The organism is Thermoanaerobacter uzonensis DSM 18761, from assembly GCF_900129115.1.
Taxonomy (GTDB): domain Bacteria; phylum Bacillota; class Thermoanaerobacteria; order Thermoanaerobacterales; family Thermoanaerobacteraceae; genus Thermoanaerobacter; species Thermoanaerobacter uzonensis.
The window spans coordinates 256,458-273,209 of the sequence record NZ_FQUR01000006.1; the positions used below are offsets into that span (position 1 = coordinate 256,458).

The window sequence follows — 16,752 nt, forward strand, 5'->3', positions numbered from 1 at the left end:
ATGTTAAAAGCGGTTCATTTTGGAGCAGGGAATATAGGCAGAGGATTTATTGGATATTTGTTATATAAGTCTGGATATGAAATAACTTTTGTTGATATATCAAAAGAATTAGTAGAAAGCATAAATAATTATAAAAGTTATAATGTGATTATTTTAAAAGATAATGTGGAAAAGGAAGAAGTAAAAGATATCAAAGCTATTCATATCGAAGATGAAGAAAATCTATCTAAAGCTATTGTAGATGCAGATATAATTACGACTTCAGTAGGAGCTAATAATCTTAAGAACATAGGGGAAAAATTAAGAAATTATTTAAAGGTAAGAAAAGCTAACATTGATAAACCTTTGAATATAATGGCATGCGAAAATGCACTGTTTGCAACAAATATACTAAAAAATAGTATATTGGAAAAAGAGGATAAAGATTTTATTGAGTACGTAAATCGAAAAATTGGTTTTCCTAATACGGCTGTGGACAGGATAGTACCGAATGTAGATATAAAGAAAGAACTGCCAATAGATGTAGCAGTGGAAGATTTTTATGAATGGGATATTGAGAAAAAAGCAATTATTGGGGATTTAAATATCAAAGGGGCGGAACTGGTTGATGACCTTGAACCTTATATAGAGAGAAAATTATTTTTATTAAATGGAGCCCATGCTACCACTGCATATTTAGGATATTTAAAAGGGTATAAATATATATATGAAGCGATTGAGGATGATTTTATAAGAAATGTGGTGTCTGGAATGCAAGAAGAAGCTTCTCTTGCGCTTTCTAAAAGGCACAATATAAAAATTGATAATTTAAGAGAATATTCAATTAAGGTAATAAAAAGGTTTAAAAACTCCTATTTAGAAGACGAAGTTGTAAGAGTAGGAAGAGAACCTACAAGGAAATTGTCTGTAAATGACCGGTTAATGATGCCTGCCAAACTTTGTTATGAAAATGGAGTTATGCCCAAATTTATACTATACGGTATAGCTGCAGGGTTTTTGTTTGATTATAAAGAGGACCCTCAAGCTTGTAAAATTCAAGATGATATTAAAAATTTCGGCTTAGAAAAAACAATAAGCAAAATTACAGGTTTAGAAGAAAATAGTGATTTATTACATGAAATTGTAAAAAAGTATAAAGAATTAAAAGAAACTTTTAAAAAAAGATGATATAGATTGGATTCTATATCATCTTTTTTTTAATGGAAGCTTATTATAATAAATTTAAAAATGTTTACAATACTAAGTAAACGTATAAAAGAAAAAGCAAATGGGAGCAAAATTGGGAATAAATATATGACATTGTTTTAAATCGTGTTTGAAGGTCAAAAAAGTGTTTTATATAATTATATTAAGACTTGTCTGACATCTGATGTATGATGTAATTTACACAAAATTAATAATAGTTTAACTTATATTTAACACTCCTCTAGTATACCTAAAATGTCTAGAATTTTTCCTGCAATTTCTATGGAGGTGGTTGTTGAAAAACTATTTGTTTTCTAACAACAAAAATACGAGTAAAAGGAGGATGTAAATGTTTAGGTCAAGGTCAAGGATACTTGCAACATTTGTTGCAGCAATAATGGTATTTAGCATGTTTTTCTCTGCAATACCGCAGATAGCCTTTGCTGCAACGTCAAAAACATTTGACTTTATAGAAGTCACCGATTTTCACGGTTATTTACAAAATGACGGTAAATTAAGTGATGGAACAATTTATAAGCAGCAAATAGCAGGTGTTTTGGCAAAACAAATTAAAGACATAAAAGCTCAAAATCCTGATAGAACAGTAATTTTATCGGGCGGAGACATGTTCCAAGGGACACCGCTTTCCAACGTCTTAAAGGGACAGCCAGTTATTGATATGATGAATAATATTGGTTTTGATGCAATGGCTCTTGGCAATCATGAATATGATTGGGGAATTGATTCGGTAATTGATACGCAAAATGCTACATTGAAAAATTCAACAATTCCTGTTCTTGCAGCAAATGTGTATGATAAAACAACGGGGCAATTGGTGAATTATGTAAAACCCTATGTAATGATTGAAAAAGATGGAGTAAAAATCGGCATAATTGGCATCGTAGACAACAAAGAATTCCCTAATATAATAATGCCTGCATATATACAAAATGTTGATTTTAAAGATCCTGTTCCAATTGTAAATGACTTAGCACAGCAGTTAAGACAACAAGGTGCACAAATAGTTGTAGTACTGGCACACATGGGTGCATATCAGGATAAATCAGGTAATGTATCAGGTAACCTTATAGATTTTGCAAATCAAGTCCAAGGTGTTGATGCTATTTTTGGCGGACATACACATACAATAGTTACAACACGAGTAAACAATATTCCTGTTGGTGTAGCCGCAAACTATGGTAAAGGGTTTATTGATTTAAAAATAACAGTAAATGATGACGGTACTATTACAACTGGTGACATGCAATACAATAGTATTACGAGTTTGTATTCTACACAAAATCCTATAGTAGATCCTGAAGTACAAGCCATTGTTGACAAGGCTGTTCAAGAAGTAGGGCCAATATTTGATGAAGTTATAGGTCAAGCTGCAATTGACTTGACAAGGACTCAAAGTGCACAACCTTATGGAGACTCTCTCTTAGGTAACTGGGCAGCACAAGTGACAAAGGATGCAGTAGGAGCAGATTTTGGTTTTGCAAATAATGGTGGACTTAGGATAGATATTCCAAAGGGCGATATAACTGTTGGAATGATGTATCAGCTGATGCCTTTTGACAATACAATAGTTACAATGAAAATGACAGGTGCCCAAGTAAAGACTATCCTTGAACAGGCTGTTCAGGATGGAGGAAAGGGCATACAAGTTGCAGGACTTTCTTTTAAGTATGATCCAAATAAACCTACCATGAATAGAGTATTTGACATGAGAAAATCCGACGGAACGCCAATACTCATGGATAAAACTTATCTTGTTGCTACAAATAACTTTATGGGCACTGGCGGAGATGGCTTTGCAGGATTTACAGACCCAAATGTTGCAAAAACCTATGTTGACACATATAAGCTTGTAAGAGATGCATTCATAGATGCAGTTAAAGCCCAAAAGACAGTTACTTCAAAAATAGATAATAGAATTGCACCGGCTAAAATGAGTGATACGACAATAACAGTGCTTGCTACGTCAGATATACATGGTAATATATTCCCATGGGACTACAATACTGCAAAACCAGCAAATCAAGGTCTTGCAAAGGTATCTACTTATGTAAAACAAGTAAGAGCGCAATATCCTTATGTGGTATTAGTGGACAATGGAGATACAATACAAGGAACACCACTTTCTTACTATTATGACAAAATAGACACCACTACAGAGTATCCATTAGCAAAAGTAATGGGAGCAATGAAATACGATACTTGGACATTGGGCAACCATGAATACAATTATGGACTTGACGTCTTAAATAGGGTCATAAAAGACATGAGAAGTGAAGGTATCCATGTACTTTCAGCAAATACTTATAAAGATGACGGAACAAACTTTGTTGACCCTTACTATATTAAGACATTTGATACGCCACAAGGACCTGTAAAAGTGGGTATATTAGGCCTTACAACCAAGACTATACCATCATGGGAAGATAAAGACCACTATGCAGGATTACACTTCAATGACCTTGTAGAGGAAGCAAATAAGTGGGTGCCTAAGTTAAGAGAAGCAGGAGCAGACATTGTAGTTGTTACTATGCATTCAGGCGAAGAATCAGCGACAGATGTAATACCAGAAAATCAAGTAATTGCTGTAGCAACGAAGGTAAATGGTATTGATGCAATAGTCGCAGGACATACGCATGCTATTATATCACAGCACACATATAAGAACCCGGCAGGAGAAACAGTTATAGTTACAGAACCTGGCAAATGGGGACAATATGTATCACAGATAAACTTTAATATAAGCAAAAATGCTGATGGAAAATGGGTAATAGATAGCAAATGGAGTGCAACTATAAAAATGGATGATTCTGTACAAGCAGACCAAGATATTTTAAACCTTGCACAACCATATCAAGATGCAACACTTAAATATATAGGAACAAAAATCGGTGTTGCAGCAGGTGACTTCTTAGGTACTGAACAGACAGTAAAAGAGACAGCTATAATGGACCTTATCAATAAAGTTCAAAAATATTATGCTAAAACTGATCTATCAATTGCTGCACCACTTAGCAGTTCAGCAAAGATATTGAAAGGTGATATAACAATTCAGGACATCATGGGTGTATATGTATATGAAAACTACTTGTATGGAATAAAGATGACAGGAAAACAATTAAAAGACTGGATGGAATGGTCAGCAAGGTATTACAAACAAGTTTCCTCGCCAAATGATCCTATAGCAAAAGATCCTACTTTAAATATACCTGATTACAATCTTGATCAACTATACGGCGCAAGTTATGTAATAGATTTAACACAACCAGCAGGGCATAGAATTAAGAATCTCAAAGTCAATGGCAAACTTGTAAAAGATGACGATGTATTCACAGTAGCAATAAACAACTATAGGTTTAACGGCGGCGGCGGATTTATGCAAGCTGCTGGAATAACAAATCCAGAAATCGTATTTGATTCCGCAAAAGCTTATGGCGATGACGGACAGGTAAGGAATTTGATGATCAGATATATTCAGGAGCATGGTACAATTACACCAACCGTTGAAAATTACTGGTATGTATCAACTACTCCTGTGGCAGAAGAAACACCATCACCAGTAATACAGCCGACACCACAACCTGTACCGAAACCGACCCCACAACCAACGCCGCAACCTGCACCACAACCAACGCCGCAACCTGCACCACAACCAACGCCGCAGCCTGTACCACAACCAACGCCAGCACCGAAACCAGTTCCGCAACCACAACCTGTATACAACTATGGCATTGTAACTGCATCGGTGCTTAATGTGAGGGCAGGTGCAAGCACTTCAGACAAAATTTTAGGAGTACTTCCTGCCGGAAAAGTTGTGACATTGCTCGAAGAAGTCAACGGATGGTACAAGATTGACTACAATGGCAAGACAGGATACATCTATGGCAAATACGTTGCTGCAACGCCAAATCCGTCAAATGTAACTGTTTTGAAAGCTGTAAAAGTCACTGCTAAGAGCGGATTAAATGTAAGAGTAGGGAATTCTATAAATGCAAAGAAGATAGGAGCAGTACCATATGGTACAGAACTAAAAGTAGTTGGAGAATATAATGGATGGTATCAGATACAGTATAATGGCGGATTTGGATATATATACGCAAAATATACAAAATAGGAGCTAAAGAAGAGAAAAGCTGTGGGAAACCGCAGCTTTTCTCTTTTGCAAAAACTGTTGGAGAAAAGAAAATATGTGATAAAATATTTAGGTAAATGGATTATATACAGGAGATTTACAGCGAAAGGATGAAATAAGTTTGAAAATAGGCGATGTAGTTTTAAAAAATAACGTATTTTTATCTCCTATGGCGGGGGTTACAGATAAGCCTTTTAGATTGATTTGCCAAGAAATGGGTTGTGGCCTTGCATACACAGAAATGGTTAGTGCCAAAGGCCTTTATTATGGCAGTGAAAATACAAAAGTGTTGACAGATATTGATGAGAAAGAGAAGGTGGCTCTTCAAATATTTGGCTCTGACCCAGATATTATGGGAGAAATAGCGAGGAGGCTAAACGACAGCAAAGCTTTAATTCTCGATATAAACATGGGATGTCCTACCCCTAAAATAGTTAAAAATGGTGATGGAGTGGCACTTATGCTAAAACCAGAATTAGCAGAGAAAGTAATGGAATCTGTTGTGAAAGCATCAAATAAACCTGTGACAGTTAAAATAAGAAAAGGATGGGATGATAATCACGTAAATGCAGTAGAGATAGCACAAATTGCTGAAAAGGTTGGCGTTAAAGCAGTAGCAGTACATGGAAGGACGAGAGAACAATTTTATTCTGGAAAAGCTGACTGGAGTATAATAAAAAAAGTTAAAGAAAGTGTAAAAATACCTGTTATGGGCAATGGTGATATATTTACACCAGAAGATGCAAAAAGAATGTTTGAGGAAACTGGATGCGATGCAATTTTAATAGGACGAGGGGCGCAGGGGAATCCCTGGATATTTAAAAGAACTGTACATTTTTTAAATACCGGAGAATTACTTCCTGAGCCGACAATACAAGAAAAAATAGAAGTGATTATCAGGCATTTGGAAATGATGATAGAATACAAAGGTGAACGTACAGGTATTCTTGAAATGAGAAAACATATTGCTTGGTATTTAAAGGGATTATATGGAAGTGCCAAACTCAGGGAAGCAGTATTTAAAATGGAAAAGTATAAAAAAATAAAAGAATTTTTGTTAAATATAGCGAGGATGAGTCCTGCTGAATTGCAGGACTCTTAAGAGTTATTTTAAATTGTCGGGCAGTGTTTGCCTCATAGGAATATTTTGACGGTTTAAGAGGTTTTCGACTAATTCAGGAAATTCCTCTGCTGGTATGCCAGCTCCCATTTCTGCAGGGTCATGAAAAGCATGAGATCTTGCTCCACCACAAAGGAGTGAAAAGTTCATTTTCCTATTTAATAAAGGAGAGACTGTCATTTCAGAGCATACCCCACATGTGCCAAGTAAATCTATATTTAATCTTCCGCCTTTTTTCATCAGATATGGTCCTTCAAGAGAAAGAATTTGTGCAGGTAATCCAAAAACAAGGACTACTTGAGGCTCTGCTGGAGCTTTTGAAAGTTTAAATATAATAACTTCAGAAATACTTCCAGGCTCGAGATGGGGGATCATTTGCCTTGTTATTTTTGACGTTTCAAGGGAGTAAAATCTTCTTAAAAGAAAATCTCTTTCTCCATTTTTAATTGATTGCGGCAATTCATATAGTCCAAGGTTAGCAGCTCCTGCAGCGCACAAAAAATCTTCAGCTTTCAATCTTAAGATGTCTGGTGGTTGTGGAAGTCCGGAATAATTAGTAGAGCCTCTCACTGTTTCTACTGCTTGACAGTAAGTTAATTTTCCAATAGGTCTTGGAATAGTCTCAAAAAATTTTTCATACCTTTCACTGTGATGAGCAGGAACTAGATATATTCCAACTGGTTCATATTTCAATTTTAACTTCTTTACTATTTTTGAAGTTAAGTCTTGCCAATCATGTTTTGGTTTTATCAATTGTTCTTCTAACAGTGGACCTGCCATAATTTTTACCTCCTATTGTTTCCCATAGATGTATATTGCATTTGTAGGGCATATTTCGATGCAAGAAAGACACAATATGCATCTTTCTGGATAAATTACTGAAGATTTGTATTCTCTATTGGGGTTAGTTTCATTTTCTCTTTTTGTCAAATTATATACGTCTTCTGGACATACTTCTACACACCGTCTACAACCAATACATTTTTTGTCATCAATCGTTATTTCAGCGCCAGGTCTAAAGAGAGAGAAGTTTGACATTTTATCACCTCAAATTTTATAAAGCTTACAGCTAAATTTTAAGCTTTTTTAACAGATAATTCAAGCGTGTAATATATCAATTTTTCTTATATTTCATATAGGTGTTTTTAGATACAACAAAATGTTGAAGAATTTTTACCTCTAAATTCCACTAAAGTTATAAGTGACAAAAGATAAAAGTGATGATATTATGAAAAAGAGTGGTATTTTTAATGTTGAGGTGGTAACGTTGTCAATTGAATATATTATAGCACTTTGCGGTATAGGATTTGCAGCTGCTTTTATTGATTCTATAGCGGGTGGGGGCGGTATAATAAGTCTTCCAGGGCTTTTAGTACTTGGAGTACCTCCGGCTTTTGCTCTTGGAACGAATAAATTTGCTGCTTCTTGTGCTTCTTTTACCAGTTCTTTGACTTTTATAAAGTATAGAGTGTATGATGGGGATTTGTTGAAATATTTGATATTTGGAACTTTGCTGGGGGCAATTCTTGGTGTTAAAACTGTGCTTCTTTTGGATAGTTCACAATTGAGGATAATTATAATTGCTTTAATGGTTTTTGTTGCAATATATACCTTGTTTGTTAAAAATATAGGCAATGAAAACAAATTTGAAGGCGTTAATAAAAAGACCATTGCAATAGGCCTTATAATTTCTATAATTCTTGGCTTTTATGATGGTTTTTTTGGACCGGGAACAGGTTCATTTTACATTTTTTTATTCTTAACACTTTTGAATTATGATTTTAAAATAAGTGCAGGAAATGGGAAAATACTAAATTTTGTAAGTAATATAACTTCCTTAGTTATGTTCGCATTAAATGGCAAAATTTTATATTCAATTGCGATCCCCATGGCGTTGGCAATGATACTTGGTGCAAGATTGGGAACTAAATTGGCTATAAAAAATGGAGCACGGCTTATAAAGCCTATATTGGTGTCAGTAACTTTCCTATATGCAGTGAAAATGATTTTTGATGTAATAAAACATTAAACTAAGACATGCACAAATGATTTAAATAAACCACATATATGTATCATAGGGAGATGATGCATATATGATGGGGGACAAAATAGAGAAAAAATATGGAGGAATTGATGTTATAGAATTTTATCATAAAGAGAAAATTAAAAAGAAAAAGACAATACCTAAAGAGGCTTTTTATGACAGATTTCTAAAAATTGGAGACCTTATAATGATATCAAAACCTTATGAAGAAAAGTTGAAGGCAAAAAAATATAAAATCAGCCTAAATGAACTTTTAAAAGACGTAGATTATGAAGAAGTATTTGGAATAAATATCCCTACCAAAAGAAAAAAAGAGAGCTATCATAACAATATCTCTTTTGAGAATTTTACTATAGGCGATATTGTTTTGGCTACAAGTCCTGGCTTTCACATACAAGGTGCTATTAGACATGCTGCTATATTCGATAGCAGAAGATATCATGGGAGCGTTGATGATGAATGCTTACTCACTGCAGAACCAAACAAAGGAGTAATATACGAGTCTATTCGATTTTATCATGAAAACTTTGGAGAAGCATGGGGACTTTATGTGCCTAATACGACTTTACGACAAAGAATTGCAGTTGTCGATGAACTTGCAAAACATATAGGAGAGAGGTATTATTGGAGTGCCCATAAAAACAATTCTAAAGTTTGGTATTGCTCATTGGTTCCATGGCGGGGGTATTATAAGATTATGGGAATTGATATTGATTATAACGATGGTTACTGGGTTTTACCTATAGATATTTTTATGAGTGAATATACTGAAGTTTTTGAGTATTCAAGGGGATAGTACAACTATCCCCTTAGACTGTAGACAAACTTTCGTAAAGGAGATATTTTGCATAAGGAGTGACTTGTTACAAAGCGATAACAAAACTTAGTAAGACCGAGGGTGGAGGCAGGGCCGAAGCCATGGATGGTGGAGGCGGGCACTTTAAGGCATGGATGCCGATTGTGCCCGGTACCCTGCCGGAACCTGAAGGTCGAGCTTTAGTTTTGTCGCTTTGGAACATCGGAGCGACGATGCAAAATATCTCCTTTGAAAATTTTTTTACTTTGTCAACAAACTGAGGGGATAGTTGTACTATCTCCTATTAAATTATGAACTCCGCTATATTGTATTATGTTTGACGTTTTGAAAATATATGAAAATGACGAAAGCATATTGACTTTTGAACAGGTTGTATTATATAATTATTTCGTAAACACGTGTTTATGATTGATTTTATTTGCATGTGCGATTTGAAGACAAAAGTATAAGTATGATCAGCAACATAACTTGAGATATTGAGATTTGAGTAAAATAAATTATGTAATAATTGAATTTTTATTTTGTTGAAATATAAGGAAATCTTTATTATAATTATAGAAACACGAATTTATAATTATCTCTTAATAAGGAGTAATGCTTATGAATAGCAAGGACATTGCAAAGATTGCAGGTGTTTCACGGAGCACAGTTTCAAGAGTAATAAACAATTATCCGAATGTTCCACCTGAGACTAAAGAAAAAGTTTTAAAGGTTATTAAAGAATATAATTATGTACCTCATGCTTCTGCAAGGATGCTAAGAGGTAAAAGATCAGAAACAATAGGGATTGTAATTGTAGATTTAAAGAGAGATATACACAAAATTTATGATAATGTTTACTTCGGACCGTTTACAACGGCTGTGATTGATTTTGCAAACCAATTAGGCTATAAAGTACTAGTTATAACTGTTTACAAAGTTAAAGATTATAAAAAAGTGAGAGAGGTATTTTATAATAAGACCATAGATGGAGCGATTTTTATTGGTATAAAAAATGATGATCCAGATATAAAAGATTTAATAGAAGCAGGATTTAAGATAGCAGTAGTTGACCAAGAAATTAGAGATGATGAGGAAGATCCTTTTAATAAAAGTATAATAGTTAACATGGATAATGTTAATGGGGCTTATGAAGCCACTAAATATTTAATTGGCTTAGGGCATACGGAAATTGCTCATATAACAGGTGATATGGAAAAACTTTCTGGATTTGCAAGATTAGAAGGATATAAGAAGGCATTGAAAGAAGCAGGTATTCCTTTTAAAAGCAGGTTAGTTGTAAAAGGTGATTTTGTTGAAGAAAGTGGTTATAAAGCCGCATATAAATTATTTAAAAAGGCAAAACCCACAGCGATTTTTGCTTCAAACGACCAGATGGCTATAGGAGCTATGCAGGCTTTAGAAGAGATGGGATATAAAGTACCTGAAGATGTTTCTATAATTGGATTTGATGATATTACAATATCCCGGTATTTAAAACCTGCTTTGACGACCATGAGTGCATCTTTATTGCAAATGGCAGAATTGGCTGTAGTCAATCTTATAAAATCTATTGAAGAAGAATTGGGTATTACAGCTAAATTTGTAGTGCCTGTAAAACTTGTAGAAAGAGAATCTTGCAAAAGACTTAATATATCTAAAGAAAAAGAGGATACAGAATATGCAATTTCAATGAGGCGTTAAAAAGTATTGATTTTTCAGCATTTTTCTTTTGGCTTTTATAAACACGTGTTAATTTAATATAATTAATATAATTAAATTTAATGATTGATACTAAAGGCTAAAAGCCTTTTAGTTTATAAATGTATGAAAGGGGTGAGAAAAAAGTAAAAAATTCATGAAAACATTTTTATTAAAAAAATAATTTAAAAAGGAGGATTTTAAAGTGAAGAGGCTTTTAAGTCTATTATTAGTTTTAATGCTAGTAATGGGTGCACTGGCAGGCTGTGGTCAAAGCAGTAAGCAAGAGGCAAATAATAATACACCTCAACAAAATAATACGCCACAACCATCGGAGGAAAAAGTATATCAAAGAAATGAGACATTATATTATGGAGGTGCTATGTGGGGACCACCTAGTAACTGGAATCCATTAGTACCTGGTAATGTAGTAGCAGGAGTAGTAGGATTGATTTATGAAACACTTTTTAATTACGACCCTGTGAAAAATGATTTAATACCTTGGTTAGCAGAAAAAGGTGAATGGACATCTGATAAATCATATAAAGTTACTTTGAGAGATGGTCTTACATGGCAGGATGGAAAACCTTTAACATCTGATGATGTAAGATTTACTTTTGAAATAGCTAAAGAAAACAGCGACATCAATTATAGCCCGATATGGAGATGGTTAGAGTCTATAGAAACTCCGGATGCTAAAACAATAGTATTTAATTTTTCTACTCCTCACTATCATGAATGGACTTTTGATTTATATCAAATACCCATTATTCCAAAACATATATGGGAAGGAAAGTCAAAAGATAAATTGTTAAAAGATCCTAATGAGAAAGCAATAGGTTCAGGTCCCTATTTGTTTGATACCTATAGTAATGATCGTATGGTATATAAGAGAAATGACAATTGGTGGGGTATAAAAGCATTAGGATTGACGCCTGCACCTAAGAGAGTAGTTTCTTTAGCAGTACCAAGTAACAATGTTGCATTAGGTATGTTGATGAAAGGAGAACTAGATTTTAGTAATTTCTTCTTACCTGGTATACCGTCTTTAAAATCTAATTATGGAATTACGACTTTCTACGATAATCCACCATATATGATTCCAGATTCAACTGTATTCTTGTTTATCAATACTACTAAAGCACCGCTAAATAATGTAGAATTAAGACGCGCTATGGCATATGCGATTAATCCTAAAGTAATAGTAGATAAAGCATACGAGAATCAGGTAATGGCTGCAAACCCATTGGGATTTTTGCCTATTAAAGCATGGGAAGAATATTATGATAACAATGTGGTTTCACAATATGGATTTAGTTATGACCCTCAGAAAGCGAAATCAATTTTGGATGCAGCAGGATTTAAATTGGGTAGTGATGGTATAAGAACAGCACCTGACGGGAAAAAGTTTAAGTTAGAAATTAGCGTTCCATATGGTTGGACAGATTGGATGGAATCAGCTAAGATTATTGCAGATCAATTAAAAGCTGTAGGACTTGATGTAGAAGCCAAATTTCCTGATTTCAATAAATATTATGAAGATTTGACAAAAGGTAATTTTGATTTAATGATTAATAGTTTTGGTAGCCAGACATCAATAAGTCCATGGACACTATATAACTGGTTGTTCGCAGAAATAAAAGATACACAGTATAATGGCAATTTTGGACGTTTTGATGCTCCTGGATTACGAGATTTAGTAGACAAATTTAATGAAACTAAGATGGGAAGCCCAGAGGCCAAACAAGTTGCTTCACAGTTAGAAGAAATTTTCTTAAAAAATATGCCTGCTATACCTATTTGGTATAATGGTTTGTGGTTCCAGGCATCTAATGCAGTATGGGAGAATTGGCCTACAGAACATGACCCATATGCTTACCCATGTGGTTGGGGTGGCAGATGGCAAACTGGTGGAACAATGACATTAATGAAAATAAAACCGAAAGCTTCGCAGTAATAAATGGGGGTATATAAATGTTAAAATATTTGATAAAGAAATTATACATTTACATTTTAACTTTCTTTTTTGCAGTTACAATTGATTGGTTAATCCCCAGGTTTATGCCTGGGGACCCTATTGGAGTATTAGTTTCACGTTTTACAGGATTGCCAGAATCCGCAAAGGTAATGTACAGTTATTTAACTAAAGCATTTGGACTTCAATTACCTTTGTGGAAACAATATATTAACTTTTGGATAGCTATATTTAAAGGAGATTTGGGAATAAGTATCTACTTATATCCAAAACCTGTTTTGTCAATTATTGCGCAATCTGTACCATATACTTTAATTGTATTATTACCGGCAATTTTATTAAGTTGGACAGTAGGAAACTATATAGGAGCAATTTCGGCGAGACATAAAAGTTTAGATTCTAGCATGTTACCTATTTTTTATATTATAACTTCCATTCCCTATATGTGGTTAGGAATTCTTTTAGCATGGGCATTAGGTATTGTATTTGGAATTTTTCCTATAGCTGGGGCCTACAGTTTTAGTATGAGACCTAATTGGTCATGGCAGTTTGTAGTAGATTTTTTAAGACACTGGATATTACCTTTCCTGTCTCTCTTTATAGTGCAAATTGGTGGTTGGGCGATAGGTATGAGAAATTTAATAATATATGAACTTGAGGCTAATTATTCAAGATATTTAGAAGCTTTAGGAGCATCAGAAGGGCTTATTAGGAGATATGCTTTTAAAAATGCTATACTTCCACAGATTACAGGTTTGGCTCTTCAATTGGGTACAATTGTCGCAGGTTCCATAGCGACAGAGGTGGTTTTTGCTTATCCGGGAATGGGATATATATTGTTGCAAGGAATATTAAACCAGGATTATTTTTTGGTCCAAGGAGTGTTTTTATTCATAATCATTGGAGTATTACTTGCTAACTTTCTGGTAGACATACTTTATATGATAGTTGATCCAAGGATCAGACTAGGACTTGGAGGAGAAAATGTATGAAAGAGTTTATGTATTTTGCATTTAAAAATACGAAATTTAAAATAGGCTTGGCTATATTACTTTTTTTCTTGATATTGGCTATAATTGGGCCATACATTTCTCATTATAAAGATCCACTAGGATATGTCAGTATGAGTAATCTTCCTCCAAGCAGAGAAAACTGGTTAGGGACAACAACCTTTGGGCAAGATGTCTTTACCCAGTTTATATACGGACTCAGGTCGACATTTTTTATTGGGTTATTTGGAGGAGGACTTGCCACAATAATAGGGCTTTTAATTGGTTTTATAGCAGGATACAAAGGCGGATTATTAGACGACCTTTTAATGATGTTGACGAACATATTAATAGTAATACCCACATTAGCTTTACTCATAATCATAGCAGCCTATTTACCTTATAGAGGAATAGGGATACAAAGCGTGATAATAGGTTTGACAGCATGGCCATGGACAGCAAGAGCTGTACGCGCCCAAACACTTTCTTTAAGGTCGAGAGAGTTTGTGAATTTAGCTAAAATAACAGCATTGAGACCATTAAAAATAGTTTTAGAAGAAATAGCGCCAAATATGATGTCTTATGTAGTAATGGTATTCATATTGCAGTTTGCGGGAGCAATATTAGCAGCAGTAGGATTGGATTTTATAGGATTGGGACCAACAAAGGGAATTTCATTAGGTTTGATGTTGCAGTACTCAACATTATGGAATGCTATTCAATTGGGAATATGGTGGTGGTTTATTCCTCCGGGGTTGGCAATAACGATGATAGTAAGTTCGCTGTACTTTCTCAATATAGGCCTTGATGAGATATTCAATCCAAGGCTTAGGGAGGAGTGACCAATTTGGTAGAGATAAAGGGTTTGAAAATATATTATAAAACTTTGCGTGGAGACGCTAAAGCATTAGACGACGTGACTTTTACGATAAATGACAGAGAAATACTGGGGATAGCTGGTGAATCAGGATGTGGCAAGTCGACCCTGGGGAATTCCTTGATCCTTTTAAAGCCACCAATGAAATACGTCTCTGGTGAGGTTAGACTAAATGGCGAGAGATTACCGATTGACAATACTGGTGAGATGAGAAAATATCGCTATAAAAAAATTTCTCTTATACCCCAGTATGCTATGGATGCTTTAAATCCAACTCGTAAAATAGGGGGAATAATAAAGGATTTGGTTGGTCAGCATAGGGTAAAATACGAGGAGATAGAAGGAAGGCTAGATGAAAGGCTTAGAATGGTTAAATTATCTAAAGATATCCTTAATATGTACCCTTTTGAGCTATCAGGTGGAATGAAGCAAAGGTTAGTTTTAGTAATATCAACTTTATTAAATCCAGACCTTTTAATAGCAGATGAAGTCACATCAGCCCTTGATGTATCTTCTCAGAAAGCAGTCTCACTGATGTTTAAAGAGTTTAGAGATAGGGAGATAGTAAATTCAATTATATTCATTACCCATGATATAGCAGTTTTATACCAAATAGCGGATAGGATAGTTATAATGTATGCAGGGAAAGTGGTGGAAATTGGTCCGACAGAAGAAATAATGGCGAATCCTTTGCATCCCTACACAAAAGCTCTGATTAAATCATTGCCTAATGCAGGAATACGTCATACAAAAGAAAAATTAGAGGGTATTCCTGGTCATCCTCCCAATCTTATAAATCCTCCAGCAGGATGTAGATTTAGAGATAGGTGTCCTCTTGCAGATGAAAATTGTTTAGAAGAGCCACCACTTGCAGAAATCAATAAAGGCCGATATGTGGCTTGTTGGAAGGTGAAGGATTTATGATCAAAGCAAAGGATCTTACAAAGGTTTTTAATTCAGGGTTTTTGTTTAGTAAAAACATAATAACAGCAGTAGATGAAGTAAATTTTGAAATAGGCAGGGGAGAAATTTTAGCTTTAGTAGGTGAAAGTGGCAGTGGAAAGTCTACAATAGGTAAAATGATGTTAAAATTGCTAAAACCAAGTGGTGGCCAAATTTTAATTGAGGATAAGGATATCTTTAGCATATCAAATAACAAGGAGTTTTACTCAAGAGTTCAAGGAATTTTTCAAGACCCATATTCCTCTTTTAATCCTATATTTAAAGTAAATAGAATATTTAGATTGGTGAGGCAATCTTTTAAAAAAGAAATTTCTATATCTGAATGGAATGATAGAGTAGAAGAAGTATTAAAAAAGGTTGGATTGAATGCTGGAGATGTATTAAACAAGTATATACATCAATTGAGTGGAGGACAGCTTCAAAGATTATTAATAGCAAGAGCGTTACTGATGGATGTAGAGGTATTAGTAGCAGATGAAATTACCAGTATGTTAGATGCTTCAACCCGAGTAGATGTATTGGAGGCTTTACTGAGCTTGAAGGAGATAGGCGCTTCTATACTCTTTATTACCCACGACCTTTCACAGGCTTATTATATAAGCGATAAGATAGTAGTTTTGTACAAAGGCTCTGTTGTAGAATCAGGGTCTATAGAAAAAGTGTTTTCCAATCCAATGCATCCTTATACTAGAATGCTTTTAGATTCTATACCGCAATTAGATAGAAAATGGGAAACTGACAGAATTGATATTGAAGATTCGGACAAAAAGCAGGCTATATGGAAAGAGGGACTATGTAAGTATATAGATAGATGTCCTGTAGCAGATACAAGTTGCTATAAACCTACACTTAAATTAGTAGAGGAAGACCATTATGTTGCTTGTGTAAAACTTTGATTAAAAATAGAAATTAAATTACAGTAAAAATGGTAAGGCAAGAAAATTTAAAAAAG

The 16,752-nt window shown here is 34.4% G+C and carries 14 protein-coding genes; 12 read left to right on the forward strand and 2 right to left on the reverse strand.

Going from position 1 to position 16,752, the window contains the following annotated elements:
- From BUB32_RS01265 to dusB, 3 genes are all read left to right on the forward strand, one after another.
- Positions 1-1,167: a mannitol-1-phosphate 5-dehydrogenase gene (locus tag BUB32_RS01265; RefSeq protein WP_072966749.1), complete on the forward strand. Its 1,167-nt coding sequence runs from the start codon at positions 1-3 to the stop codon at positions 1,165-1,167.
- A gap of 367 nt (positions 1,168-1,534) precedes the next feature.
- The gene (locus tag BUB32_RS01270) at positions 1,535-5,317 is read left to right on the forward strand and encodes a 5'-nucleotidase C-terminal domain-containing protein (RefSeq protein ID WP_072966751.1); all 3,783 of its coding nucleotides are present in this window, start codon (positions 1,535-1,537) and stop codon (positions 5,315-5,317) included.
- A 139-nt stretch (positions 5,318-5,456) separates the two neighbouring features.
- On the forward strand, positions 5,457-6,437 hold the full coding sequence (gene dusB / locus BUB32_RS01275; protein ID WP_072966753.1) for a tRNA dihydrouridine synthase DusB: 981 nt from the start codon (positions 5,457-5,459) through the stop codon (positions 6,435-6,437).
- A gap of 3 nt (positions 6,438-6,440) precedes the next feature.
- Here the strand turns inward: dusB and BUB32_RS01280 are convergent, their stop codons facing one another.
- Together BUB32_RS01280 and BUB32_RS01285 are read right to left on the reverse strand one after the other, a co-directional pair.
- Positions 6,441-7,235: a DUF169 domain-containing protein gene (locus tag BUB32_RS01280; protein WP_072966756.1), complete on the reverse strand. Its 795-nt coding sequence runs from the start codon at positions 7,233-7,235 to the stop codon at positions 6,441-6,443.
- Between the two features lie 12 nt (positions 7,236-7,247).
- On the reverse strand, positions 7,248-7,493 hold the full coding sequence (locus BUB32_RS01285) for a 4Fe-4S dicluster domain-containing protein (protein ID WP_072966758.1): 246 nt from the start codon (positions 7,491-7,493) through the stop codon (positions 7,248-7,250).
- A gap of 229 nt (positions 7,494-7,722) precedes the next feature.
- Here BUB32_RS01285 and BUB32_RS01290 point away from each other — a divergent pair, with 229 nt between their 5' ends.
- The 9 genes from BUB32_RS01290 (at position 7,723) to BUB32_RS01330 (ending at position 16,696) form a co-directional block, all read left to right on the forward strand.
- Positions 7,723-8,484, forward strand: coding sequence for a TSUP family transporter (locus BUB32_RS01290; RefSeq protein WP_072966760.1), 762 nt, complete (start codon positions 7,723-7,725; stop codon positions 8,482-8,484).
- Positions 8,485-8,548: 64 nt separating this feature from the next.
- Positions 8,549-9,295, forward strand: coding sequence for a hypothetical protein (locus BUB32_RS01295; RefSeq protein WP_072966762.1), 747 nt, complete (start codon positions 8,549-8,551; stop codon positions 9,293-9,295).
- Between the two features lie 122 nt (positions 9,296-9,417).
- Entirely contained in the window at positions 9,418-9,576 is a 159-nt protein-coding gene (locus BUB32_RS12895) for a hypothetical protein (RefSeq protein WP_200773834.1), read from the forward strand.
- A gap of 340 nt (positions 9,577-9,916) precedes the next feature.
- Complete coding sequence (locus tag BUB32_RS01305) at positions 9,917-10,999, forward strand: LacI family DNA-binding transcriptional regulator (RefSeq protein ID WP_072966766.1); 1,083 nt, start codon at positions 9,917-9,919, stop codon at positions 10,997-10,999.
- A gap of 202 nt (positions 11,000-11,201) precedes the next feature.
- A complete protein-coding gene (locus BUB32_RS01310) occupies positions 11,202-12,953 on the forward strand; it encodes an ABC transporter substrate-binding protein (protein ID WP_072966767.1) in 1,752 nt (583 codons plus the stop codon).
- Between the two features lie 17 nt (positions 12,954-12,970).
- Complete coding sequence (locus tag BUB32_RS01315) at positions 12,971-13,963, forward strand: ABC transporter permease (protein WP_042834094.1); 993 nt, start codon at positions 12,971-12,973, stop codon at positions 13,961-13,963.
- Entirely contained in the window at positions 13,960-14,802 is an 843-nt protein-coding gene (locus BUB32_RS01320; RefSeq protein ID WP_072966769.1) for an ABC transporter permease, read from the forward strand. The genes BUB32_RS01315 and BUB32_RS01320 overlap by 4 nt, the downstream gene beginning before the upstream one ends.
- Positions 14,799-15,761 carry an ABC transporter ATP-binding protein gene (locus BUB32_RS01325; protein WP_234949193.1) on the forward strand — a complete coding sequence of 321 codons (963 nt, stop codon included), beginning with the start codon at positions 14,799-14,801 and terminating at the stop codon, positions 15,759-15,761. The genes BUB32_RS01320 and BUB32_RS01325 overlap by 4 nt, the downstream gene beginning before the upstream one ends.
- On the forward strand, positions 15,758-16,696 hold the full coding sequence (locus tag BUB32_RS01330; protein WP_072966773.1) for an ABC transporter ATP-binding protein: 939 nt from the start codon (positions 15,758-15,760) through the stop codon (positions 16,694-16,696). The genes BUB32_RS01325 and BUB32_RS01330 overlap by 4 nt, the downstream gene beginning before the upstream one ends.
- The last annotated feature ends 56 nt before the right edge of the window (positions 16,697-16,752 follow it).